Origin of the sequence: Rubrivivax gelatinosus (assembly GCF_004340905.1) — a bacterium.
Taxonomy (GTDB): Bacteria; Pseudomonadota; Gammaproteobacteria; order Burkholderiales; family Burkholderiaceae_C; genus Rubrivivax; species Rubrivivax gelatinosus.
Genome location: NZ_SLXD01000009.1, coordinates 40,131 through 61,273, shown reverse-complemented (window position 1 = coordinate 61,273; position 21,143 = coordinate 40,131). Strand labels below are relative to the sequence as shown.

The window sequence follows — 21,143 nt, the reverse complement described above, 5'->3', positions numbered from 1 at the left end:
GGGGCGTCAGCTGGTCAAAGCCTTGACGATGGCGTCACGGCACATCGCCATCAGGCCGCCGGGCAGCAGGCCGAAGGCCAGCACCGCCAGGCCGTTGACGGCCAGCAGCGCGTTGACACCCGCGCTCTGGCCCACTGGGCCGGCGAGCCTGGGCTCGTCGAAATACATGACCTTCACGACCCGCAGGTAGTAGAACGCGCCGATCAGCGACATCATCACCGCGAACACCGCCAGCCAGACGTAGGCCTCGACGTTGGTCGACACCAGCGCCTGCAGCACCGCCAGCTTGGCGTAGAAGCCGACCATCGGCGGCAGGCCGGCGAGCGAGAACATGAAGATCGCCATGACGCCGGCGATCCACGGGCTGCGGCGGCCGAGGCCGGCCAGGTCCTCGATCTGCTCGCTCTCGAAGCCCTGGCGCGACAGCACCATGATCAGGCCGAAGGTGCCCAGCGTCGTCAGCACGTAGGCGACGACGTAGAACATCGCCGAGCTGTAGGCGTTGCCGGCCGACAGCGTGTTGCCGCTGACGACGCCGGCGGACATGCCCAGCAGGATGAAGCCCATCTGCGCGATCGTCGAGTACGCCAGCATGCGCTTCAGGTTGGTCTGCGCGATCGCGACGACGTTGCCCAGCACGAGGGAAGCCACCGCCAGCACGATGAACATCTGCTGCCAGTCGACCGCCAGGCCCAGCATGCCCTCGACCAGCAGGCGGATCGTGATCGCGAAGGCGGCAAACTTGGGCGCACCGCCGATCAGCAGCGTCACCGAGGTCGGCGCGCCCTGGTAGACGTCGGGCACCCACATGTGGAACGGGGCCGCCCCGAGCTTGAAGGCGACGCCGGCGACGACGAAGACGACGCCGAAGACCAGCACCTCGCGGTTGATGTTCGGGTTGGTGGCGATCTGCTCGAAGACACGCGGGATGTCGAGCGAACCGGTGGCACCGTACATCATCGACAGGCCGTAGAGCAGGAAGCCGCTGGCCAGCGCGCCGAGCACGAAGTACTTCATCGCCGCCTCGGTGGCGACGGCATGGTCGCGGCGCAGCGCGGCCAGCGCGTACAGCGACAGGCTCATCAGCTCCAGACCGAGGTAGACGACGAGGAAGCTGTTGGCCGAGGTCATCACCGAGATGCCCAGCAGCACCATCAGCGCGAGCACGTAGAACTCGCCCCTGAGCATGTCGCGCGAGGCCAGCGTCGGCCGCGCGTAGGCGACGGTGGCGAGCATCGCGATGCCGGCGAAGAAGGCCAGCAGGTGGCCCATCGGGTCGGTGACGACCTGGCCGCCCATCGCGTAGGTGGTCTCGCCGCCGTTGAAGGCCGCGAAGTGCATGCCGGAGAACACCAGCACCGCGAGCTGCGTCAGCCAGAAGGTCGGACGGCGCTCGGGGTCGGCGACGAAGAGATCGGCAATCGCGATCACGCAGATCGCGGCCAGCAGCCAGATCTCGGGCTGCAGGGCGAGCCAGTTCATCGGGTTCAGGTTCTGCATCGCGTGGCTCGGGTCAGGGCAGCTTCGAGACGGCAACGTGCTTGAGCAGTTCGCTCACCGACACGTCCATCACCTCGGTGAAAGGCTTGGGGTACAGGCCCATCCACAGCACCGCGGCGGCCAGCAGGGACAGCATCAGGAACTCGCGGGCGTTGATGTCCTGCAGTTCCTTGACGTGGTCGTTGGCCACCGGGCCGAAGTAGACGCGCTTGACCATCCACAGCGTGTACGCGGCGCCGAAGATCAGCGTCGTGGCGGCCAGGCCCGCGACCCAGAAGTCGTACTTCACGGCGCCGAGGATGACCATCCATTCGCCGACGAAGCCGGCGGTGCCGGGCAGGCCGCAGTTGGCCATCGCGAACAGCACCGCGAAGGCCGCGAACCTGGGCATCGTGTTGACGACGCCGCCGTAGGCCGAGATCTCGCGGCTGTGCACGCGGTCGTAGAGCACGCCGATGCACAGGAACATCGCGCCGGAGACGAAGCCGTGCGAGATCATCTGCACGATCGCGCCGGTGACGCCGAGTTCGTTGAAGATGAAGAAGCCCAGCGTCACGAAACCCATGTGGGCGATCGACGAGTAGGCCACCAGCTTCTTCATGTCGCGCTGCACCAGCGCGACGAGGCCGATGTAGACCACCGCGATCAGCGACAGCGTGATGATGACCCAGGCGTACTCGCGCGCCGCGTCGGGCGCGATCGGCAGCGAGAAGCGCAGGAAGCCGTAGGCGCCGAGCTTCAGCATGATCGCCGCCAGCACCACCGAGCCGCCGGTGGGCGCCTCGACGTGGGCGTCGGGCAGCCAGGTGTGCACCGGCCACATCGGCACCTTGACCGAGAACGCGGCGAAGAAGGCGACGAACAGCAGCGTCTGCGCGGTCAGCGTCAGCGGCAGCTTGTGCCAGTCCTGGATCTCGAAGCTGCCGCCGGACTGGTAGTACAGGTAGACCACCGCGACGAGCATCAGCAGCGAGCCCAGCAGCGTGTAGAGGAAGAACTTGAACGCCGCGTAGACGCGCCGCGCGCCGCCCCAGACGCCGATGATGATGTACATCGGGATCAGGGTGGCCTCGAAGAAGACGTAGAACAGCAGGCCGTCGGCGGCCGAGAACACGCCGACCATCAGCCCCGAGAGGATCAGGAAGGCGCCCAGGTACAGCGGCACGCGGTCGGTGATGACCTGCCAGCCGGCGATGACGACGATGACGGTGATGAAGGCCGTCAGCGGCACGAACCACACCGACAACCCGTCGACGCCGAGGTGGTAGTTGACGTTGAAGCGGTCGATCCAGGGCACGAGTTCCTGGAACTGCAGCGCCGCCGTGCCGGCGTCGAAGCCGGTGATCAGCGGGATCGTCAGCAGGAAGCCGACGACGGCGCCGACGAGAGCGATCCAGCGCGCGAGGTTGGGATTGCTGTCGCGGCCGACGGCCAGCAGCACGATCCCGAAGGCGATCGGCATCCAGATCGCGAGACTCAGAAGACCCATTCTTTGCTCTCTTCTTTTTGCGGCCGCGCGCTCAGCCCGCCAGGCCGCCGAAGAACGGCCACAGGCGCCAGGTCATGAAGCCGAAGATGCCCAGCAGCATGACGAGCGCGTACCAATAGAGGTGGCCGGTCTGCACGCGGCGCAGCACACCGGCGAGCAGGCCCACCGTCCTGGCCGAGCCGTTGACGATGGCGCCGTCGATCAGGCCGACGTCGCCACCCTTCCACAGCCCGGTGCCGATCAGGCGCGCGCCGGCGGCCAGCACGTGCTCGTTGAACCAGTCCATGTAGTACTTGTTCTCGAGCACGGTGCGCAGCGGCTTGAGCGCACGGTCCAGCGCGGCCGGGATCTGCGGCGCCTTCAGGTAGAAGACCCAGGCGGTGACGACGCCGGCCAGCGCCAGCCAGAACGGCGCCGTCTGCAGGCCGTGCAGCGCCATGGCGCTCGCGCCGTGCCACTTCTCGGCCAGTTCGGCCATCGCCGGGTGCCGGGCGGCATCGACGAAGATCGCGCCGGAGAAGAAGTCGCCGTAGAGCATCGGGCCGATGGTCATGAAGCCGATCACGACCGAGGGCAGCGCCAGCAGCAGCAGCGGCGCGGTCACGACCCAGGGCGACTCGTGCGGGGTGGCGTCGTGGCCGTGGCCGTGGTCATCGCCATGCGCGTGGTCGTCCTCCGGCGGGAAGGGCTTGTGGCGGAAACGCTCCTCGCCGTGGAAGACGAGGAAGTACATCCGGAACGAGTAGAACGCGGTGACGAAGACGCCGGCGGTGACGGCGAACAGCGCGAAGCCGGCACCCGGCAGCTGGCTCGCGTGCACCGCCTCGATGATGCTGTCCTTGGAGTAGAAGCCCGAGAACAGCGGCGTGCCGATCAGCGCCAGCGAACCCAGCAGCGCGGTGATCCAGGTGATGGGCATGTACTTGCGCAGGCCACCCATGTTGCGGATGTCCTGGTCGTGGTGCATGCCGATGATCACCGAGCCCGCGGCCAGGAACAGCAGCGCCTTGAAGAACGCGTGCGTCATCAGGTGGAACACCGCCACCGAGTAGGCCGACACACCCAGCGCCACCGTCATGTAGCCCAGCTGCGACAGCGTCGAGTAGGCGACGACACGCTTGATATCGTTCTGGATGATGCCCAGGAAGCCCATGAACAGCGCGGTGATCGAACCGATCACGAGCACGAAGTTCAGCGCCGTGTCGGACAGCTCGAACAGCGGCGACATGCGCGCCACCATGAAGATGCCGGCGGTGACCATCGTCGCGGCGTGGATCAGCGCCGAGATCGGGGTCGGGCCTTCCATCGAGTCGGGCAGCCAGACGTGCAGCGGGAACTGCGCGCTCTTGCCCATCGCGCCGATGAACAGGCAGATGCAGATCACCGTGATCAGCATCCAGTCCTGGCCGGGGAAGCTCATCGCGGCCAGCTCGGGGCCCTTGGCGAAGGCCTCGGCGTAGTCCAGCGTACCGGCGTAGGCGACGATCAGGCCGATGCCCAGGATGAAGCCGAAGTCGCCGACCCGGTTGACCAGGAAGGCCTTCATGTTGGCGAAGGTCGCGCTCGGCTTCTTGAACCAGAAGCCGATCAGCAGGTAGCTCACCAGGCCCACCGCCTCCCAGCCGAAGAACAGCTGCAGGAAGTTGTTGCTCATCACGAGCATCAACATCGAGAAGGTGAACAGCGAGATGTACGAGAAGAAGCGCTGGTAGCCCGGGTCCTCTTCCATGTAGCCGATGGTGTAGATGTGCACCATCAGCGACACGAAGGTGACGACGCACATCATCATCGCCGTCAGGCCGTCGACGAGGAAACCGACCTCCATCTTCAGGCCGCCGACGACGGCCCATTCGTAGATCGTGCCGGCGAAGCGCGCGCCGTCCATCGCCACGGCCTTGAGCACGATGGCCGAGCAGATGAACGAGATCAGCACGCCGAGGATCGTCACCGTGTGCGCGCCGCGGCGGCCGACCGCCTTGCCGGCCAGGCCCGCGACCAGCGCGCCGACCAGCGGCGCGAGCGGGACGGCGAGCAGGAGGTTTTGCGAGAGAGTTGCTGCCATGTCTCAGTCGTTCTGTTTGGCCGGGCTTTCCCAAGCGGACGCCGCGGAACCGGCTTGGCCGGGCCGCAGGCGGCGCCCCCCTGGGGGGGAGGCGCCGAAGGCGCTTCGGGGGGGGTCATCTCATCAACCTTTGAGCTCGTCGAGTTCCTCGACGTTGATCGACGCGCGGTTGCGGAACAGCACGACGAGGATCGCCAGGCCGATCGCCGACTCGGCGGCGGCGACGGTCAGGATGAAGAACACGAAGATCTGGCCCGCCATGTCGCCCAGGTAGTGCGAGAAGGCGACGAAATTCAGGTTGACGGCCAGCAGCATCAGCTCGATGGCCATCAGCAGCACGATCAGGTTGCGCCGGTTCATGAAGATGCCGACGACCGACAGCGCGAACAGGATGGCGCCCAGCGAAAGGTAGTGGCCGAGCGTGATCGGTCCGAGGCTCATGCTTGGCCTTCCTTGTTGTCGGCCGCGGCATCGGCCTTGACCGTGGGCACCTTGACCAGGCGCACGCGGTCGGCGCGCTTGACGCGCACCGCCACGGCCGGGTCGACGCGGCGGCTGTCCTTGCGGTGGCGCAGCGTCAGCGCGATGGCGGCGACGATGGCCACCAGCAGCAGCACGGCCGCCAGCTGCAGCGGGTACAGGTAGTGGGTGTAGAGCTCGATGCCCAGCAGCCGGGTGTTGCCCATCTCCAGCGCCTGCGCCGACAGCTCCGGCGCCTGCGCCGGCTGGAAGCCGCGCAGCAGCACCAGCGACATCTCCAGCGCGATGACCGCGCCGACCATGCCCGCCAGCGGGAAGTGCTTCCAGAAGCCGGCACGCACCGATTCGCTGTTGATGTCCAGCATCATGACGACGAACAGGAACAGCACCATCACCGCGCCGACGTAGACCAGCACCAGCACGATGGCCAGGAACTCGGCCTGCAGCAGCATCCAGATGCAGGCGGCGTTGAAGAACGCGAGCACGAGAAAGAGCACGCCGTGCACCGTGCTGCGCGCGGTGATCACGCGCAGCGCCGCGAACAGCAGCACCGCGGAGAAGAGATAGAAGAGCGCCGTGGTCGTGTTCATGTTCTCAGCGGTAGGGAGCGTCCGCTTCGCGGTTGGCGGCGATCTCTTTCTCGTAGCGGTCGCCGACGGCCAGCAGCATGTCCTTGGTGAAGTACAGGTCGCCGCGCTTCTCGCCGTGGTACTCGAAGATGTTCGTCTCGACGATCGAGTCGACCGGGCAGCTTTCCTCGCAGAAGCCGCAGAAGATGCACTTCGTCAGGTCGATGTCGTAGCGCGTCGTGCGGCGCGTGCCGTCGTCGCGCACGTCGCTCTCGATCGTGATCGCCATCGCCGGGCACACGGCCTCGCAGAGCTTGCAGGCGATGCAGCGTTCCTCGCCGTTCTCGTAGCGGCGCAGCGCGTGCAGGCCGCGGAAGCGCGGCGACAGCGGGGTCTTCTCCTCGGGGTACTCGATCGTGATCGCCTTGGACAGGAAATGCCTGCCGGTCAGCGCCATGCCCTTGAAGATCTCGGTGAGCATGAAGCTCGAGAACACGTCCTTGATGGCGGAGGTGTTGGGCATCGTCGACCTCACTTCCAGATGTTGAACGGCGACTGGATCCACAAGCCGACGACGACCAGCCAGACCAGCGTCACCGGGATGAAGATCTTCCAGCCCAGACGCATGATCTGGTCGTAGCGGAAGCGCGGCAGCGTCGCGCGCACCCACAGGAACATCGTCACGACGACGAAGACCTTGGCGACCAGCCAGAACCAGCCGGGGAGGAAGTCGAGGAAGGCGAACGGGGGCAGCCAGCCGCCGAGGAACAGCACGACGGTCATCGTGCTGACGAGGATCATGTTCGCGTACTCGGCCAGGAAGAACATCGCGAACGACATCCCCGAGTACTCGATCATGTGGCCGGCGACGATCTCGGACTCGCCCTCGACGACGTCGAACGGCGCGCGGTTGGTCTCGGCCAGGCCGGCGATGAAGAAGACGAAGAAGATCGGCAGCAGCGGCAGCCAGTTCCACGACAGCAGGTCGGCGCCGTTGTCCACGCCCAGGCCACGGCCCTGCGCGGCGACGATCTCGCCCAGGTTCAGCGTGCCCGAGACCATCACGACGACGACCAGCGCGAAGCCCATCGCGATCTCGTAGCTGACCATCTGCGCCGACGCGCGCAGCGCGCCGAGGAAGGCGTACTTCGAGTTCGAGGCCCAGCCGGCGATGATGACGCCGTAGACCTCGATCGAGGTGATCGCCAGCAGCAGCAGCAGGCCGGCGTTGACGTTGGCGAGCACCGCCTCCGGGCCGAACGGGATCACCGCCCAGGCCGCCAGCGCCGGCGTGATCGTCATCACCGGGCCGAGGAAGAACAGGCCCTTGGTCGCCGCGGTCGGACGGATGATCTCCTTGAAGATCAGCTTGACCGCGTCGGCGATCGGCTGCAGCAGGCCGCCCGGGCCGACGCGGTTGGGCCCGAGGCGGATCTGCGTGAAGCCGATGCCCTTGCGCTCCCACAGCGTGAGGTAGGCGACGCAGCCCATCAGCGGCAGCACGACGACGACGATCTTCAGCAGCGTCCAGACCACGAGCCAGCCGCCCGTGCCGAGCGCGGCGCTGCCGTATTGGTTCAGCGTGTCCAGCATGGTCAGGCCTTCTCCACCGTGATCGGGCCGAACATCGCGCCCAGCGCGACGGTGTCCGGATGGCCGGCGGCGACGCGCACGGCGCCGTCGGCCAGCCAGGGCTCCTCGCGCGCCGCGAGCATGGCGGCGCCCTGCCCCTGCGCGACCAGCACCTTGTCACCCGGGGCCAGACCGAGCTGGCGCCACAGCGACGACGGCAGCCCCACGCGCGGCACGCGCGCGTCGGCGGTGCGCTGCAGCGGCGCCGAGCGGCGCACCAGCGAGTCGGTGGCGTAGATCGGCACGTCGGCGACACGCTCGAGCGCACCCAGACGCGCGACCGGCGTGCCCGAGGCGGCGGCCGGCGTGTTGTCCAGGCGCGAAGTGATCGAGGCCGCGTCGCCGATCGCCTCGGCGCGCACCGCTTCGGCACTGTCGTGGTCGAAGCCCGGCAGACCCAGCAGGTTGCCCAGCACGCGCAGCACCTTCCAGGCCGGACGCGTGTCGCCCAGCGGGCGCACGACACCCTGGAAGCTCTGCATCCGGCCTTCGGCGTTGACGAAGCTGCCGGCAGTCTCGGTGAAGGGCGCGATCGGCAGCATGACGTCGGCGACGTCGGCCATCGCGTCCTCGAACGGCGACAGCGCGACGACCAGCCCCGAGCCGCCCAGCGCGGCACGCGCGGCGGCGGCATCGGCGGCGTCGAGCACCGGCTCGAGGTTCAGCGCGATCAGCGCCTTCATCGGCTGCGACAGCATCTGGCCGGCGTTCAGCCCGCCTTCGCCAGGCAGCGCGCCGACGAGCTGCGCGCCGACCGTGTTGGCCGCCTCGCCGAGGTAGCCGACGGCGGCGCCGGTGTGTTCGGCAATCCACTGCGCCAGCGCCAGCAGCGACGAAGCCTGCGGGTGCTGTGCGGCGGCGTTGCCCAGCAGCACGGCCTTGCGTTCGCCGGCGACGAGCGCTGCGGCGACGGCCTTCGCGGCTTCACCCGGCTGCGCGTCGAGCGGCGCGGCGACGCCCTTGGCGGCAGCCACCGCGGCGGCGACTTCGGCCAGCGCGCCGTGCCAGGCCGACGGCAGCGCCGCCAGGTGGCCGGCCAGCGGCATCGCCCAGTCCTCGCGCGAGGCCGACAGCGAATAGACGCGGGCGCCGTGGCGCGCGGCCTGGCGGATGCGCTGTGCGAACAGCGGGTGGTCCTTGCGCAGGAAGGAACCGACGACGAGCGCCGCATCCAGCGTCGACAGCGCCGCGATCGGCAGGCCCAGCCAGCGCGCACGGCCGGCCGGCGCGGTGTTGGCAAAGTCCGCGTGGCGGGTGCGGAAGTCGACGCTCTGGCTGCCCAGGCCGCGCACGAGCTTGGCCAGCAGATGCAGTTCCTCGACGGTCGAGTGCGCGCTGCCGAGCGCGCCGACGCCTTGCGGGCCGAACTCGGCGATGACGCGCTTGAGGCCGTCGGCGACGTAGCCCAGCGCGGTGTTCCAGTCCACCGCCTGCCACTGGCCGCCCTGCTTGATCATCGGCCGGGTCAGGCGCGACGGGCTGTTCAGCGCTTCGTAGCTGAAGCGGTCACGGTCGGCGAGCCAGCATTCGTTGACGTCCTCGTTCTCGAACGGGACGACACGCAGCACCTTGTTGGCCTTGACCTGGACGATCAGGTTGGCGCCGGTGCTGTCGTGCGGGCTGACGCTCCTGCGGCGCGACAGCTCCCAGGTCCGGGCCTGGTAGCGGAAGGGCTTGCTGGTGATCGCGCCGACCGGGCAGAGGTCGATCATGTTGCCCGAGATCTCGCTGTCGACGCTGTTGCCCAGCATCGTCGTGATCTCGCTGTGCTCGCCACGGTGCACCATGCCGAGCTCCATGACGCCGCCGATCTCCTGGCCGAAGCGAACGCAGCGCGTGCAGTGGATGCAGCGCGACATCTCCTCCATCGACAGCAGCGGGCCCACGTCCTTGTGGAAGACGACGCGCTTCTCCTCGCTGTAGCGCGAGGCGAAGCCGCCGTAGCCCATCGACAGGTCCTGCAGCTGGCACTCGCCGCCCTGGTCGCAGATCGGGCAGTCCAGCGGATGGTTGATCAGCAGGAACTCCATCACGCCCTTCTGGGCGCGCTGGGCCTTCTCGCTGTTGGTGCGCACCACCATGCCCTGCGTGACCGGGGTCGCGCAGGCGGGCATCGGCTTCGGGGCCTTCTCGATCTCGACCAGGCACATGCGGCAGTTGGCCGCGATCGAGAGCTTCTTGTGATAGCAGAAGTGGGGAACGTAGGTGCCTGCCGCGTCGGCGGCATGCATGACCATGCTGCCTTCGGCGACCTGGACCTTTTTCCCGTCGAGTTCGATTTCGATCATGCGTGCCCTAGGCGTGCTGGGGGACCATGCAGGTCTTGTGGTCGACGTGCCAGGCGAATTCGTCGCGGAAGTGCTTGAGCATGCCCTGCACGGGCATGGCAGCCGCATCACCGAGGGCGCAGATCGTGCGGCCCTTGATGTTGTCCGCGACGGAATCGAGCAGCGCCAGGTCCTCGGCGCGGCCCTTCCCGGTCTCGATGCGTTCCACCAGACGCCACAGCCAGCCGGTGCCTTCGCGGCACGGCGTGCACTGGCCGCAGCTCTCGTGCTGGTAGAAGTAGGACAGGCGCATCAGGCTCCTGACCATGCAGCGCTTGTCGTTCATGACGATGACCGCGCCCGAGCCCAGCATCGAGCCGGCCTTGGCGATGGCGTCGTAGTCCATCGTCAGGTCCATCATCACCGGGGCCGGCAGCACCGGGGCCGACGAGCCGCCCGGGATCACCGCCTTCAGCGCCCCGCCCTTCACGCCGCCGGCCATCTCCAGCAGCGTCGAGAACGGCGTGCCCATCGGGATCTCGAAGTTGCCCGGGCGCTCGACGTCGCCGACGACCGAGAAGATCTTCGTGCCGCCGTTGTTCGGCTTGCCGACCTCGAGGTAGGCCTGGCCGCCGTGGTTGATGATCCACGGCACAGCGGCGAAGGTCTCGGTGTTGTTGATCGTCGTCGGCTTGCCGTACAGGCCGAAGCTCGCCGGGAACGGCGGCTTGAAGCGCGGCTGGCCCTTCTTGCCCTCGAGCGACTCGAGCAGCGCGGTCTCCTCGCCGCAGATGTAGGCGCCGAAGCCGTGGAAGGCGTGCAGCTGGAAGCTGTGCTGCGAGCCGAGGATGTTGTCGCCGAGGAAGCCGGCGGCACGGGCCTCGTCGAGCGCTTCCTCGAAGCGCTGGTAGACCTCGAAGATCTCGCCGTGGATGTAGTTGTAGCCCGTGCGGATGCCCATCGCGTAGGCCGCGATGCACATGCCTTCGATGACGATGTGCGGGTTGAACGAGAGGATGTCACGGTCCTTGCAGGTGCCGGGCTCGCCCTCGTCGGAGTTGCACACCAGGTACTTGGGCCCCGGGAACTGGCGCGGCATGAAGCTCCACTTCAGCCCCGTCGGGAAGCCCGCGCCGCCGCGGCCGCGCAGCGCCGAGAGCTTGACCTCGGCGATCACCTGGTCGGGCGTCATCCCCGGGCCGCCGTCGGCGCCGAGGATCTTCTTCAGCGCCGAGTAGCCGCCGCGCGCGACGTAGTCGGCCAGCCGCCAGTTGCGGCCGTCCAGGCCGGCGTAGATCTGCGGCTGCAGGTGGCGGCCGTGGAAGCAGGTCTCGACGCCGCGGGTCTTGAACTTGGACAGGTCGACCATGCTCATCCTTCCTTGCGCAGCGTCTCGATCAGCTCGTCGAGCCGCTCGTCGCTCATGAAGCTCAGCATCTCGCGGTCGTTGACGAGCATCACCGGCGCGTCGGCGCAGGCGCCCAGGCACTCGCTGGGCTGGACGGTGAACAGGCCATCCTCGGTCGTGCCGTAGGGCTCGACGCCGAGCTTCTTGCAGACGTGATCCAGCGCGTGCTCGCCGTGGCGCAGCTGGCACGGCAGGTTGGTGCAGACGTTGAGCTTGTACTTGCCCACGCGCCGCTGGTTGTACATGTTGTAGAAGGTCGTGACCTCGTGGACCGCGATCGCCGGCATGCCCAGGTAGGCAGCGATCGCCTCCTCGGCGTCCTGGGTCACGTGGCCCTGCTCGTGCTGGACGATCGCCAGACAGGCCATCACGGCCGACTGCTTCTGGTCGGCGGGGAACTTGGCCACTTCGCGCGCGAAACGCGCCAGCGTGGCTTCGGAGAAATTCATCGATCGACCTCGCCGAACACGATGTCCATGGTGCCGATGATCGCGACCGCGTCGGCCAGCATGTGGCCGCGCGCCAGTTCGTCGAACGCGGCCAGATGCACGAAACCCGGCGGGCGGATCTTCATGCGGTAAGGCTTGTTCGCGCCGTCGCTGATCAGATAGATGCCGAACTCGCCCTTCGGGTGTTCGACCGCCGCGTAGGCCTCGCCCTCGGGCACGTGCATGCCTTCGCTGAAGAGCTTGAAGTGGTGGATCAGCTCTTCCATGTTGGCCTTCATGTCCACGCGGGCCGGCGGCGCGACCTTGTGGTTGTCGGTGATGACCGGCCCGGGGTTCGCGCGCAGCCAGTCGATGCACTGCTGGACGATGTGGTTGGACTGGCGCATCTCCTCCATGCGGACGAGGTAGCGGTCGTAGGTGTCGCCGTGCACGCCAACCGGGATATCGAAGTCCACGCGGTCGTAGGCGTCGTAAGGCTGCTGCTTGCGCAGATCCCAGGCGATGCCCGAGCCGCGCAGCATCGGGCCGGTGAAGCCCAGCGCCTTGGCGCGATCGGGCTCGACGACGCCGATGCCGACCGTGCGCTGCTTCCAGATGCGGTTGTCGGTGAGCAGGGTCTCGTAGTCGTCGACGCGGCTGGGGAAACGCTTGACGAAGGTCTCGATGAAGTCGAGCAGCGAACCCTGGCGCTTGGCGTTCAGCTCCTTCATCCCGCGCTCGTTGCGGATCTTGCTGAAGGTGTACTGCGGCATCGAGTCCGGCAAGTCGCGATAGACGCCGCCCGGACGGAAGTAGGCGGCGTGCATGCGCGCGCCCGACACCGCCTCGTACATGTCGAAGATGTCCTCGCGCTCGCGGAACGCGTACAGGAAGACGTTCATCGCGCCGCAGTCCAGCGAGTGCGTGCCCAGCCACAGCAGGTGGTTGAGCAGCCGCGTCAGTTCGGCGAACATCGTGCGGATGTACTTGGCGCGCAGCGGCACCTCGATGCCCAGCAGCTTCTCGACCGCCAGGCAGTAGGCCTGCTCGTTGACCATCATCGACACGTAGTCGAGGCGGTCCATGTACGGCAGCGTCTGCAGGAAGGTCTTGCTCTCGGCGAGCTTCTCGGTGGCACGGTGCAGCAGGCCGATGTGCGGGTCGGCACGCTCGATGACCTCGCCGTCGAGCTCGAGCACGAGGCGCAGCACGCCGTGCGCCGCCGGGTGCTGCGGCCCGAAGTTCAGCGTGTAGTTCTTGATCTCGGCCATCAGTGCAGCCCGCCGTAGTTGTCCTCGCGCACGACGCGCGGAATGATCTCGCGTTGCTCGATCGTCACCGGCTGGTAGATCACGCGGCGCTGCTCGGGGTCGTAGCGCATCTCGACGTGGCCGGTGGTCGGGAAGTCCTTGCGCATCGGGTGACCGATGAAGCCGTAGTCGGTGAGGATGCGGCGCAGGTCGAGGTGGCCTTCGAAGACCATGCCGAAGAGGTCGAAGGCTTCGCGCTCGAACCAGTTGGCCGCCGGCCAGATGTCGTTGACCGAGGGCAGCACCGGCAGGTCGTCGTCGGGGCAGAAGACCTTCAGCCGCAGCCGCCAGTTGTGGGTCAGCGACAGCAGGTGCGACACGACGCAGAAGCGCGGGCCGTCCCAGGGCTGGTTGCGGTAGTCCGAGTAGTCGACGCCGCAGAGGTCGACGAGCTGCTCGAAGCGCAGCTCCGGCGTGTCGCGCAGCGTGCGCGCGACCTCGAGGTAGTCGGCGGCGCCGACGGTGATGGTGATCTCGCCGAGCGCGCGCACGGACGTGCGGATCTTGCCGGCCAGTGCGCTTTCGAGGGCGCTCTGCAGGAGGTCGAGTCGGGTGCTCATCGTGCTGATCGCGCGGTCAGCGCGCGATGGTGTTTTCGCGTCGGATCTTGCTCTGCAGCTGCAGGATCCCGTACAGCAGCGCCTCGGCCGTCGGCGGGCAGCCCGGCACGTAGACGTCCACCGGCACGATGCGATCGCAGCCGCGCACGACGGAGTAGCTGTAGTGATAGTAGCCGCCGCCGTTGGCGCACGAGCCCATGCTCAGCACCCAGCGCGGTTCGGCCATCTGGTCGTAGACCTTGCGCAGCGCCGGCGCCATCTTGTTGCACAGCGTGCCGGCGACGATCATCAGGTCGCTCTGCCGCGGGCTTGGGCGGAACAACATCCCGAAGCGGTCGATGTCGTAGCGCGCCGCGCCCGCGTGCATCATCTCGATCGCACAGCAGGCCAGGCCGAAGGTCATCGGCCACAGCGAGCCGGTCTTGGACCAGTTGATCAGCTTGTCCACCGAGGTGGTGACGAAGCCTTCCTTGATGACGCCTTCGATTCCCATAGCGTGTCTCCCAGCCGGCCGGGTTCAATCCCAGTCCAGCGCGCCTTTCTTCCACTCGTAGACGAAGCCGACGACGAGGATGCCCAGGAACAGCATCATCGCCCAGAACCCGGTCGCGCCGATGTCGCGCAGCGCGACGGCCCACGGGAAGAGGAAGGCGATCTCGAGATCGAAGAGGATGAACAGGATCGCGACGAGGTAGTAGCGCACGTCGAACTTCATGCGCGCGTCCTCGAAAGCCTCGAAGCCGCATTCGTACGGGCTGTTCTTCTCGACGTCCGGCCGGTTGGGGCCGAAGATGAAGCCGAGAACCTGCGGCGCGACGCCGACGGCGAGGCCGACGAGCACGAACAGGATGACGGGGAGATAGGCCTGGATGTCCATGTTTTCTTGATCCTTGTCAGAGTCCCGTCAGGTTCTGTCAGGTCGAAAAAAAACGCGCCTCGGTCAGTCTACCGACTGCCCGGGGGGCGCGCTTTGCCATCCACTCGGATCGCTCCTCGGGACGGCGTTGCCGGATGCTTGGACCACCTCCGGGCAACACGTCTCTCGGTCTTTGGTGCCGACGGCGAGACTCGAACTCGCACAGCTTTCGCCACTACCCCCTCAAGATAGCGTGTCTACCAATTTCACCACGTCGGCAAGACGTCAAACTCTGGCGCTTCAGTTCCGGTTGGCATGAGGGTCGCTCACCGGACAAAGACGCATTCTATATCGATTTGAAGTTTCTTTCCTGGAAACCCTTACAGACGATTCAGTCGCGCTCAATTCGCGCCGGTCGCGCCGGAGGCCGGCGTCGCCGGGGTCAGCGAGCCCGGGATCACGCCGGTGGCCGGTGCGCTGGGTTCGGCCGGCGCGACGGGCGCCGCGCGGTCGAGCACGCTGCCGCGCTCCTGAGCCGGGGCGCGCACGCTGTTGGACATGAAGGCCAGCGCCAGCGTGCAGCAGAAGAAGAGCGTCGCGCAGGCGGCGGTGGAGCGCGACAGGAAGTTCGCGCTGCCGGTGGCGCCGAACAGGCTGCCGGAAGAGCCGCCGCCGAACGACGCGCCCATGTCGGCGCCCTTGCCGTGCTGGATCAGCACGAGGCCGATCATCGCCAGCGCCGACAGGATCTGCAGGACGAGGATGAGGTTCATCCAGATGTGCATGGGAAAACTCCGGGAAATACTCAGGCCGCGGCGCGGCAGATCGCGATGAAGTCGGCGGCCTTCAGCGAGGCACCGCCGATCAGCCCGCCGTCGATGTCGGGTTGCGCGAACAAGGTCGCGGCGTTGTCCGCCTTGACGCTGCCGCCGTAGAGGATGCGCATCGTGTGCCCGCGGCCGGTGGCCGCCTGCAGCTGCGCGCGCAGCACCGCGTGCACTGCCTGCGCCTGCTCGGGCGTCGCGGTGCGGCCGGTGCCGATGGCCCAGACGGGTTCGTAGGCGACGACGATCTCGCTGGCGCAGTGCGTCAGCTGGTGGATCACCGCCGAGAGCTGGCGCTTGACGACCACCTCGGTCTCGCCGGCGTCGCGCTGCTCCAGCGTCTCGCCGACGCAGACGATCGGCGTCACGCCGCGCGCCAGCGCCGCCTGCGCCTTGCGCGCGACGACGGCGTCGTTCTCGGCGTGGTAGGCGCGGCGCTCCGAATGGCCGACGATGGCGTAGCGGCAGCCGCATTCGGCCAGCATCGCCGCCGACACCTCGCCGGTGTAGGCGCCCTGCTCGTGCTCGGAGACGTCCTGGGCACCCCAGCGCAGCTCGCTGCCGGCCAGCGTCGCCGCGGTCTCCGACAGGAACACGTTGGGCACGCAGACCGCCACGTCGGCAGCGTAAGGACGGCCGGCGATCAGCGCAGCCAGCAGCTCGGCGTTGGCCGGGCGGCTGCCATGCATCTTCCAGTTGCCCACCACGAGCTTGCGTCGCATGTTGTGAGTCCTCGACAAGGGGTTCACCAGGTCAGCACGATCTTGCCGACGTGCGAACCGGATTCCATCAGTGCGTGGGCCGCGGCCGCCTCGGCAGCCGGGAACACGCGGTGCACGACCGGCTTGACGGCGCCGGCCTCCAGCAAGGGCCAGACCTGCCCGCGCAGCGCGCGCGCCAGGCCGGCCTTGTAGTCCACGCTGCGCGCACGCAGCGTGGAACCGGTGATCGCGATGCGCTTGCGCAGCACGGCGCCGGCATCAAAGCCGGCACTCGTACCACCCTGTACCGCGATGATCGCCAGGCGGCCATCGACGGCCAGGCACTCGACCTCACGCGCGACATAGTCGCCCGCGACCATGTCGAGCACGACGTCGACACCACGCCCGTCGGTCAGGCGACGGGCCTCGGCGGCGAAGTCCTGCGTGCGGTAGTTGATCGCGTGGTCGGCGCCCACCGCCAGCGCGGCAGCGCACTTGTCGTCGCTGCCGGCGGTGACGATCACGCGCGCGCCGAAAGCCTTGGCAAGCTGGATCGCCGTGACGCCGATACCGCTCGTGCCGCCTTGCACCAGCAGCGTTTCGCCGCGTGCCAGGCGCGCGATCGAGAACACGTTCTGCCAGACGGTGAAGAAGGTCTCGGGCAGGCTCGCGGCCTCGACCATCGTCAGCCCGCGCGGCAGCGGCAGGCACTGCACCGCCGGGGCGACGCAGAACTCGGCATAACCGCCGCCGGCCACCAGCGCGCAGACCGCGTCGCCGATCGCCAGCCCCGCGGCCGCCAGATCCTCGGGCGCACCGCCGAGCACCGTGCCGGCGACCTCCAGCCCCGGAAGGTCGGAGGCGCCCGGCGGCGGCGGGTAGAGCCCCTTGCGCTGCAGCACGTCCGGGCGGTTGACACCCGAAGCCTGCACCGCAATCAGCAGCTCGCCGGCCGCCGGCACCGGCACCGGGCGCTGCACCATCTGCAGCACCTCGGGCGGGCCGAAACGGCTGATCTCGACAGCACGCATCGCTGCGGCTTACTCCTGGCCGGGCGCGCGCTCGGCGCCTTGGTCCGCGGCCGGGGCATCGGCCGTCGGAGCGTCAGCCGCCGGGGCGGCCTCGGCACGCGGCTCGCGCGGCTCACGGGGTTCACGCTCGCGGCGCGGGCCACGGTCGCCGCGGTCGCCGCGGTCCCCACGGTCGCTGCGCTCGCGGCGCGGACGCTCTTCCTCGACGTAGCCTTCGGGCTTGTCGAGCAGCGCCTTCAGGCTGAGCTTGATGCGGCCCTTCTCGTCGGTCTCGAGCACCTTGACCTTGATGACCTGGCCTTCTTCGAGGAAGTCGGTGACCTTCTCGACGCGCTGGTGCGCGATCTGGCTGATGTGCAGCAGGCCGTCCTTGCCCGGCAGGATGTTGACCAGCGCACCGAAGTCCAGGATCTTGGTGACCGGGCCTTCGTAGACCCTGCCGATCTCGGCCTCGGCCGTGATCTCCTCGATGCGCTTTTGCGCATGCGCGGCCTTGTCGGCGTCGGTGCTGGCGATCGTGATCGTGCCGTCTTCGCCGATGTCGATCGTGCAGCCGGTCTCTTCGGTCAGCGCACGGATCGTCGCGCCGCCCTTGCCGATGACGTCGCGGATCTTCTCCGGGTTGATCTTCATCGTGTACAGGCGCGGGGCGAACTGGCTCACCTCGGCCTTGGCGCCGCCGACGGCCTCGACCATCTTGCCCAGGATGTGCAGGCGCGCTTCCTTGGCCTGCGCCAGGGCGACCTGCATGATCTCCTTGGTGATGCCCTGGATCTTGATGTCCATCTGCAGCGCCGTGATGCCGCTGGCGGTGCCCGCCACCTTGAAGTCCATGTCGCCGAGGTGATCCTCGTCACCGAGGATGTCGGTCAGCACGGCAAAACGGTTGCCTTCCTTGATCAGGCCCATCGCGATGCCGGCGACGTGCGCCTTCAGCGGCACGCCGGCGTCCAGCAGCGACAGGCAGCCGCCGCAGACCGAGGCCATCGACGACGAACCGTTGGACTCGGTGATCTCCGAGACCACGCGCATCGTGTACGGGAACTCGTCCTTGGGCGGCAGCACGGCGACCAGCGCACGCTTGGCCAGGCGGCCGTGGCCGATCTCGCGGCGCTTGGGGCTGCCCACGCGGCCCGTCTCGCCGGTGGCGAACGGGGGCATGTTGTAGTGCAGCATGAAGCGGTCCTCGAACTCGCCAGCCAGCGCGTCGATGCGCTGCGCGTCGCGTTCGGTGCCCAGCGTCGCGGCGACCAGCGCCTGCGTCTCGCCGCGCGTGAACAGCGCCGAGCCGTGGGTTCGCGGCAGCACGCCCGAGCGGATCTCGATCGGACGCACGGTGCGCGTGTCGCGACCGTCGATGCGCGGCTCACCGGCCAGGATCTGGCCGCGCACGATGCGCGCTTCGATCTCGAACAGCAGGCCTTCGACGGCCACCGCATCGAAGGCGACGCCTTCTTCCTTCAGCGCGGCGAAGACGCTGGCGGTGACGGCGCGGGTGGCCTGGGTGCGGGCCTGCTTGCTGCGGATCTGGTAGGCGGCGCGCAGCGGCTCCTCGGCCAGCGCGGTGACCTTGGCGATGAAGGGCTCGTCCTTGGCCGGCGGCTGCCAGTCCCAGGCCGGCTTGCCGGCTTCGCGCACCAGCTCGTTGATCGCGGCGATCGCGATCCTGCCCTGCTCGTGGCCGAAGACGACGGCGCCGAGCATCACTTCCTCGGACAGCTGCTGCGCTTCGGACTCGACCATCAGCACGGCGGCCTCGGTGCCGGCGACGACGAGTTCCATCTGGCTGTCGGCCAGTTGCGCGGCGCTCGGGTTGAGCACGTACTCGCCGTTGACGTAGCCGACGCGTGCGGCGCCGATCGGGCCGTTGAACGGGATGCCGCTGATCGACAGCGCGGCGCTGGTCGCGATCATCGCCGGGATGTCGGCCTGGACCTCGGGGTTCAGGCTCAGCACGTGGATGACGACCTGGACCTCGTTGAAGAAGCCTTCGGGGAACAGCGGGCGGATCGGGCGGTCGATCAGGCGCGAGGTCAGCGTCTCGAGCTCGCTCGGGCGGCCTTCACGCTTGAAGAAGCTGCCCGGGATCTTGCCGGCGGCGTAGGTCTTCTCGATGTAGTCGACGGTCAGCGGGAAGAAGTCCTGGCCGGCCTTGGCGTCGGACTTGGCGACCACGGTGGCCAGCACGACGGTGTCGTCGACGCTGACGACGACGGCGCCGGTGGACTGGCGAGCGATCTCGCCGGTTTCCATCGTGACCTGATGCGAGCCCCATTGGAAGCTCTTCGAGACCTTGTTGAACATGCTCATGGGCATTGCCTTTCGGTGTTGGGCCGGCGCGATGCCATTCCAGTGAAGCCCTGCTCGAGGCGTCGTTGGAATGACACGGCTGCGTCCGTGCCCGGTTGGAGAAAGCGGTGAAGACGGGGCCGCCACGCTGCGGCAGCCCCGGATCCGATTCTTACTTGCGCAGACCCAGCTTGGCGATCAGCGCGGTGTAGCGCTCGGGCGCACGGTCCTTCAGGTAGGACAGCAGGCGCTTGCGCTGGTTGACCATCTTCAGCAGGCCGCGGCGACCGTGGTGGTCCTTCAGGTGCTGCTTGAAGTGGGGGGTCAGCTCGTTGATGCGAGCGGTCAGCAGCGCGACCTGGACTTCGGGGGAGCCGGTGTCGTTGGCGCCACGGGCGTTGGCCGCGACGATCTCGGCCTTCTTCGCGATATCGAGGGACATGGGCGTTTCCTCTTGACGAGTGGAGACCGCCCAGGCCTTTGGCGCTGGCTGCGGTTTCCGTGTTGCGGACTTGCGGATCACCAGTGAAACCGACCGGTGCCGTGCTTGGATCCCGCCAGCCAAAACCAGCGGAACACGCGATTATAGACGGATAGCGGCGGCCAGCCGTTGCAACCCGGCGTCCAGGCGCGCCGGGTCCTTGGACGCGAAGCACCAGCGCAGCCAGCCCTCGCCTTCCGGGCCGAAGGCGGCGCCGGGCGCCAGGCCCAGGCCGTGCTCGCGCACCAGCGCCTTGGCGAAGGCCAGCGAGTCGTCGCGGCCCTCGACGCGGAAGAAGGCGTACATGCCGCCCGGCGGCGAGGCCACCGTGACGCCGGGCAGCGCCTGCAGCCCGGCGACGAGCCGGTCGCGGCAGCCGCGCAAGCGCGCGACGAGGCCGGGCACGAACTCGTCGGCGATGCCCAGCGCCGCCAGGCCGCCGCGCTGCACGAAGACCGGCGCGCAGGAGCTGTTGAACTCCAGCAGCTTGCCGATGCCGTCGTGGTGGCCGGCCGGCAGCACCAGCCAGCCCAGGCGCCAGCCGGTCATCAGGAAGCTCTTGCTGAAGCTGTGCACGACGACCAGCCGGTCGTCGGCACCGGCGATGTCGAGGAAGCTCGGCGCGGCGTTGGCGCTGCCGTCGAAGACCAGGCGCTCATAGACCTCGTCGGCGACGATCCAGGTGCCGGTCTTGCGGCAATGCGCGAGGATGGCCTGCTGTTCGGCGCGTGTCAGCGTCCAGCCGGTCGGGTTGTTCGGCGCGTTGACCAGCAGCACGCGGCTGCGCTCGGTGACGCGCGCCAGCAGCTCGTCCAGGTCCAGCGCCCAACGCCCGCCCTGCGGCCGCAGCGGCACGCGGGTGACGGTGGCACCCAGGATCTCCGGCTGCGCCGTCAGGTTGGGCCAGACCGGCACGACGGCGATGACCTCGTCGCCGGCACCGACGAGCAGCTGCATCGCCAGCATCAGCGCGTTGACGCCCGAGGACGTGACGGCGATGCGGCCGGCGTCGACCGGGCCGTGCAGCGCGCTGGCGTAGGCGGCGATCGCCTCGCGCAGCTCGGGCAGGCCGAGGTTGTGCGAGTAGAAGGTCTCGCCGGCTTCGAGCGAGCGCGCCGCGGCCAGCCGCACCGGCTCGGGCGTGACCTCGTCGCTCTCGCCGAACCAGAAGGCGAGCACGTCGTCGCGGCCCAGGCCGGCGTTGGCGACTTCGCGGATCTTGGAAGCCGGCAGGGTCTGGATGGTGTCGCGCATCG

Annotated in this window: 20 protein-coding genes and 1 tRNA gene; all 21 read right to left on the bottom strand. The window is 68.1% G+C overall.

What is annotated here, in order from left to right; translation table 11 throughout:
• Nucleotides 1–6 precede the first annotated feature (6 nt).
• The 21 genes from nuoN to EV684_RS14515 all read right to left on the bottom strand — a co-directional run bounded on the left by nuoN (nucleotide 7) and on the right by EV684_RS14515 (nucleotide 21,141).
• Nucleotides 7–1,500 (bottom strand): NADH-quinone oxidoreductase subunit NuoN, encoded by a 1,494-nt coding sequence (nuoN, locus tag EV684_RS14620; protein ID WP_132648027.1) that lies wholly within the window; start codon nucleotides 1,498–1,500, stop codon nucleotides 7–9.
• A 13-nt stretch (nucleotides 1,501–1,513) separates the two neighbouring features.
• Entirely contained in the window at nucleotides 1,514–2,989 is a 1,476-nt protein-coding gene (locus tag EV684_RS14615) for an NADH-quinone oxidoreductase subunit M (protein WP_132648026.1), read from the bottom strand.
• A 31-nt stretch (nucleotides 2,990–3,020) separates the two neighbouring features.
• Nucleotides 3,021–5,051 (bottom strand): NADH-quinone oxidoreductase subunit L, encoded by a 2,031-nt coding sequence (gene nuoL / locus EV684_RS14610; RefSeq protein WP_132648025.1) that lies wholly within the window; start codon nucleotides 5,049–5,051, stop codon nucleotides 3,021–3,023.
• A gap of 123 nt (nucleotides 5,052–5,174) precedes the next feature.
• Nucleotides 5,175–5,492 (bottom strand): NADH-quinone oxidoreductase subunit NuoK, encoded by a 318-nt coding sequence (gene nuoK / locus EV684_RS14600; RefSeq protein WP_132648023.1) that lies wholly within the window; start codon nucleotides 5,490–5,492, stop codon nucleotides 5,175–5,177.
• Entirely contained in the window at nucleotides 5,489–6,121 is a 633-nt protein-coding gene (locus EV684_RS14595; RefSeq protein WP_132648022.1) for an NADH-quinone oxidoreductase subunit J, read from the bottom strand. The genes nuoK and EV684_RS14595 overlap by 4 nt, the downstream gene beginning before the upstream one ends.
• A 4-nt stretch (nucleotides 6,122–6,125) precedes the next feature.
• Nucleotides 6,126–6,623 carry an NADH-quinone oxidoreductase subunit NuoI gene (nuoI, locus tag EV684_RS14590; RefSeq protein ID WP_132648021.1) on the bottom strand — a complete coding sequence of 166 codons (498 nt, stop codon included), beginning with the start codon at nucleotides 6,621–6,623 and terminating at the stop codon, nucleotides 6,126–6,128.
• Nucleotides 6,624–6,631: 8 nt separating this feature from the next.
• A complete protein-coding gene (nuoH, locus tag EV684_RS14585) occupies nucleotides 6,632–7,693 on the bottom strand; it encodes an NADH-quinone oxidoreductase subunit NuoH (RefSeq protein ID WP_132648020.1) in 1,062 nt (353 codons plus the stop codon).
• Nucleotides 7,694–7,695: 2 nt separating this feature from the next.
• Nucleotides 7,696–10,020 (bottom strand): NADH-quinone oxidoreductase subunit NuoG, encoded by a 2,325-nt coding sequence (gene nuoG / locus EV684_RS14580; protein WP_132648019.1) that lies wholly within the window; start codon nucleotides 10,018–10,020, stop codon nucleotides 7,696–7,698.
• A 7-nt stretch (nucleotides 10,021–10,027) separates the two neighbouring features.
• The gene (gene nuoF / locus EV684_RS14575; RefSeq protein ID WP_132648018.1) at nucleotides 10,028–11,374 is read right to left on the bottom strand and encodes an NADH-quinone oxidoreductase subunit NuoF; all 1,347 of its coding nucleotides are present in this window, start codon (nucleotides 11,372–11,374) and stop codon (nucleotides 10,028–10,030) included.
• Nucleotides 11,371–11,856, bottom strand: a complete 486-nt coding sequence (locus EV684_RS14570) for an NADH-quinone oxidoreductase subunit NuoE family protein (protein ID WP_132648017.1) — start codon at nucleotides 11,854–11,856, stop codon at nucleotides 11,371–11,373. The genes nuoF and EV684_RS14570 overlap by 4 nt, the downstream gene beginning before the upstream one ends.
• Nucleotides 11,853–13,106: an NADH-quinone oxidoreductase subunit D gene (locus EV684_RS14565; RefSeq protein WP_132648016.1), complete on the bottom strand. Its 1,254-nt coding sequence runs from the start codon at nucleotides 13,104–13,106 to the stop codon at nucleotides 11,853–11,855. Before EV684_RS14565 ends, EV684_RS14570 begins: the two co-directional genes overlap by 4 nt.
• A complete protein-coding gene (locus EV684_RS14560) occupies nucleotides 13,106–13,705 on the bottom strand; it encodes an NADH-quinone oxidoreductase subunit C (RefSeq protein WP_132648015.1) in 600 nt (199 codons plus the stop codon). Before EV684_RS14560 ends, EV684_RS14565 begins: the two co-directional genes overlap by 1 nt.
• 16 nt (nucleotides 13,706–13,721) lie before the next feature.
• Nucleotides 13,722–14,198, bottom strand: coding sequence for a NuoB/complex I 20 kDa subunit family protein (locus tag EV684_RS14555; protein WP_014427767.1), 477 nt, complete (start codon nucleotides 14,196–14,198; stop codon nucleotides 13,722–13,724).
• A gap of 24 nt (nucleotides 14,199–14,222) precedes the next feature.
• Complete coding sequence (locus tag EV684_RS14550) at nucleotides 14,223–14,582, bottom strand: NADH-quinone oxidoreductase subunit A (RefSeq protein ID WP_014427766.1); 360 nt, start codon at nucleotides 14,580–14,582, stop codon at nucleotides 14,223–14,225.
• Between the two features lie 173 nt (nucleotides 14,583–14,755).
• A tRNA-Leu gene (locus EV684_RS14545) sits at nucleotides 14,756–14,840 on the bottom strand.
• Nucleotides 14,841–14,962: 122 nt separating this feature from the next.
• Nucleotides 14,963–15,346: a preprotein translocase subunit SecG gene (secG, locus tag EV684_RS14540; protein WP_132648014.1), complete on the bottom strand. Its 384-nt coding sequence runs from the start codon at nucleotides 15,344–15,346 to the stop codon at nucleotides 14,963–14,965.
• Between the two features lie 20 nt (nucleotides 15,347–15,366).
• Nucleotides 15,367–16,107: a triose-phosphate isomerase gene (tpiA, locus tag EV684_RS14535; protein WP_132648013.1), complete on the bottom strand. Its 741-nt coding sequence runs from the start codon at nucleotides 16,105–16,107 to the stop codon at nucleotides 15,367–15,369.
• Between the two features lie 23 nt (nucleotides 16,108–16,130).
• Nucleotides 16,131–17,117, bottom strand: a complete 987-nt coding sequence (locus tag EV684_RS14530; RefSeq protein ID WP_132648012.1) for an NAD(P)H-quinone oxidoreductase — start codon at nucleotides 17,115–17,117, stop codon at nucleotides 16,131–16,133.
• A 9-nt stretch (nucleotides 17,118–17,126) separates the two neighbouring features.
• Nucleotides 17,127–19,427: a polyribonucleotide nucleotidyltransferase gene (gene pnp / locus EV684_RS14525; protein WP_132648011.1), complete on the bottom strand. Its 2,301-nt coding sequence runs from the start codon at nucleotides 19,425–19,427 to the stop codon at nucleotides 17,127–17,129.
• Nucleotides 19,428–19,578: 151 nt separating this feature from the next.
• The gene (gene rpsO, locus EV684_RS14520; protein ID WP_014427761.1) at nucleotides 19,579–19,848 is read right to left on the bottom strand and encodes a 30S ribosomal protein S15; all 270 of its coding nucleotides are present in this window, start codon (nucleotides 19,846–19,848) and stop codon (nucleotides 19,579–19,581) included.
• 141 nt (nucleotides 19,849–19,989) lie between these two features.
• Nucleotides 19,990–21,141, bottom strand: a complete 1,152-nt coding sequence (locus EV684_RS14515) for a pyridoxal phosphate-dependent aminotransferase (protein ID WP_132648010.1) — start codon at nucleotides 21,139–21,141, stop codon at nucleotides 19,990–19,992.
• Between the last annotated feature and the right edge of the window lie 2 nt (nucleotides 21,142–21,143).

Excerpts from the sequence above, each read along its gene's own strand:
- nuoL (WP_132648025.1), bottom strand. The coding sequence starts at position 5,051 with ATGGCAGCAACTCTCTCGCAAAACCTCCTGCTCGCCGTCCCGCTCGCG.
- secG (WP_132648014.1), bottom strand. The coding sequence starts at position 15,346 with ATGCACATCTGGATGAACCTCATCCTCGTCCTGCAGATCCTGTCGGCG.
- nuoG (WP_132648019.1), bottom strand. The coding sequence starts at position 10,020 with ATGATCGAAATCGAACTCGACGGGAAAAAGGTCCAGGTCGCCGAAGGC.
- EV684_RS14570 (WP_132648017.1), bottom strand. The coding sequence starts at position 11,856 with ATGAATTTCTCCGAAGCCACGCTGGCGCGTTTCGCGCGCGAAGTGGCC.
- EV684_RS14515 (WP_132648010.1), bottom strand. The coding sequence starts at position 21,141 with ATGCGCGACACCATCCAGACCCTGCCGGCTTCCAAGATCCGCGAAGTC.
- EV684_RS14595 (WP_132648022.1), bottom strand. The coding sequence starts at position 6,121 with ATGAACACGACCACGGCGCTCTTCTATCTCTTCTCCGCGGTGCTGCTG.
- EV684_RS14565 (WP_132648016.1), bottom strand. The coding sequence starts at position 13,106 with ATGGCCGAGATCAAGAACTACACGCTGAACTTCGGGCCGCAGCACCCG.
- EV684_RS14560 (WP_132648015.1), bottom strand. The coding sequence starts at position 13,705 with ATGAGCACCCGACTCGACCTCCTGCAGAGCGCCCTCGAAAGCGCACTG.
- nuoK (WP_132648023.1), bottom strand. The coding sequence starts at position 5,492 with ATGAGCCTCGGACCGATCACGCTCGGCCACTACCTTTCGCTGGGCGCC.
- EV684_RS14530 (WP_132648012.1), bottom strand. The coding sequence starts at position 17,117 with ATGCGTGCTGTCGAGATCAGCCGTTTCGGCCCGCCCGAGGTGCTGCAG.
- nuoF (WP_132648018.1), bottom strand. The coding sequence starts at position 11,374 with ATGAGCATGGTCGACCTGTCCAAGTTCAAGACCCGCGGCGTCGAGACC.
- rpsO (WP_014427761.1), bottom strand. The coding sequence starts at position 19,848 with ATGTCCCTCGATATCGCGAAGAAGGCCGAGATCGTCGCGGCCAACGCC.
- EV684_RS14555 (WP_014427767.1), bottom strand. The coding sequence starts at position 14,198 with ATGGGAATCGAAGGCGTCATCAAGGAAGGCTTCGTCACCACCTCGGTG.
- nuoN (WP_132648027.1), bottom strand. The coding sequence starts at position 1,500 with ATGCAGAACCTGAACCCGATGAACTGGCTCGCCCTGCAGCCCGAGATC.
- pnp (WP_132648011.1), bottom strand. The coding sequence starts at position 19,427 with ATGAGCATGTTCAACAAGGTCTCGAAGAGCTTCCAATGGGGCTCGCAT.
- nuoH (WP_132648020.1), bottom strand. The coding sequence starts at position 7,693 with ATGCTGGACACGCTGAACCAATACGGCAGCGCCGCGCTCGGCACGGGC.
- EV684_RS14615 (WP_132648026.1), bottom strand. The coding sequence starts at position 2,989 with ATGGGTCTTCTGAGTCTCGCGATCTGGATGCCGATCGCCTTCGGGATC.
- nuoI (WP_132648021.1), bottom strand. The coding sequence starts at position 6,623 with ATGCCCAACACCTCCGCCATCAAGGACGTGTTCTCGAGCTTCATGCTC.
- tpiA (WP_132648013.1), bottom strand. The coding sequence starts at position 16,107 with ATGCGACGCAAGCTCGTGGTGGGCAACTGGAAGATGCATGGCAGCCGC.
- EV684_RS14550 (WP_014427766.1), bottom strand. The coding sequence starts at position 14,582 with ATGGACATCCAGGCCTATCTCCCCGTCATCCTGTTCGTGCTCGTCGGC.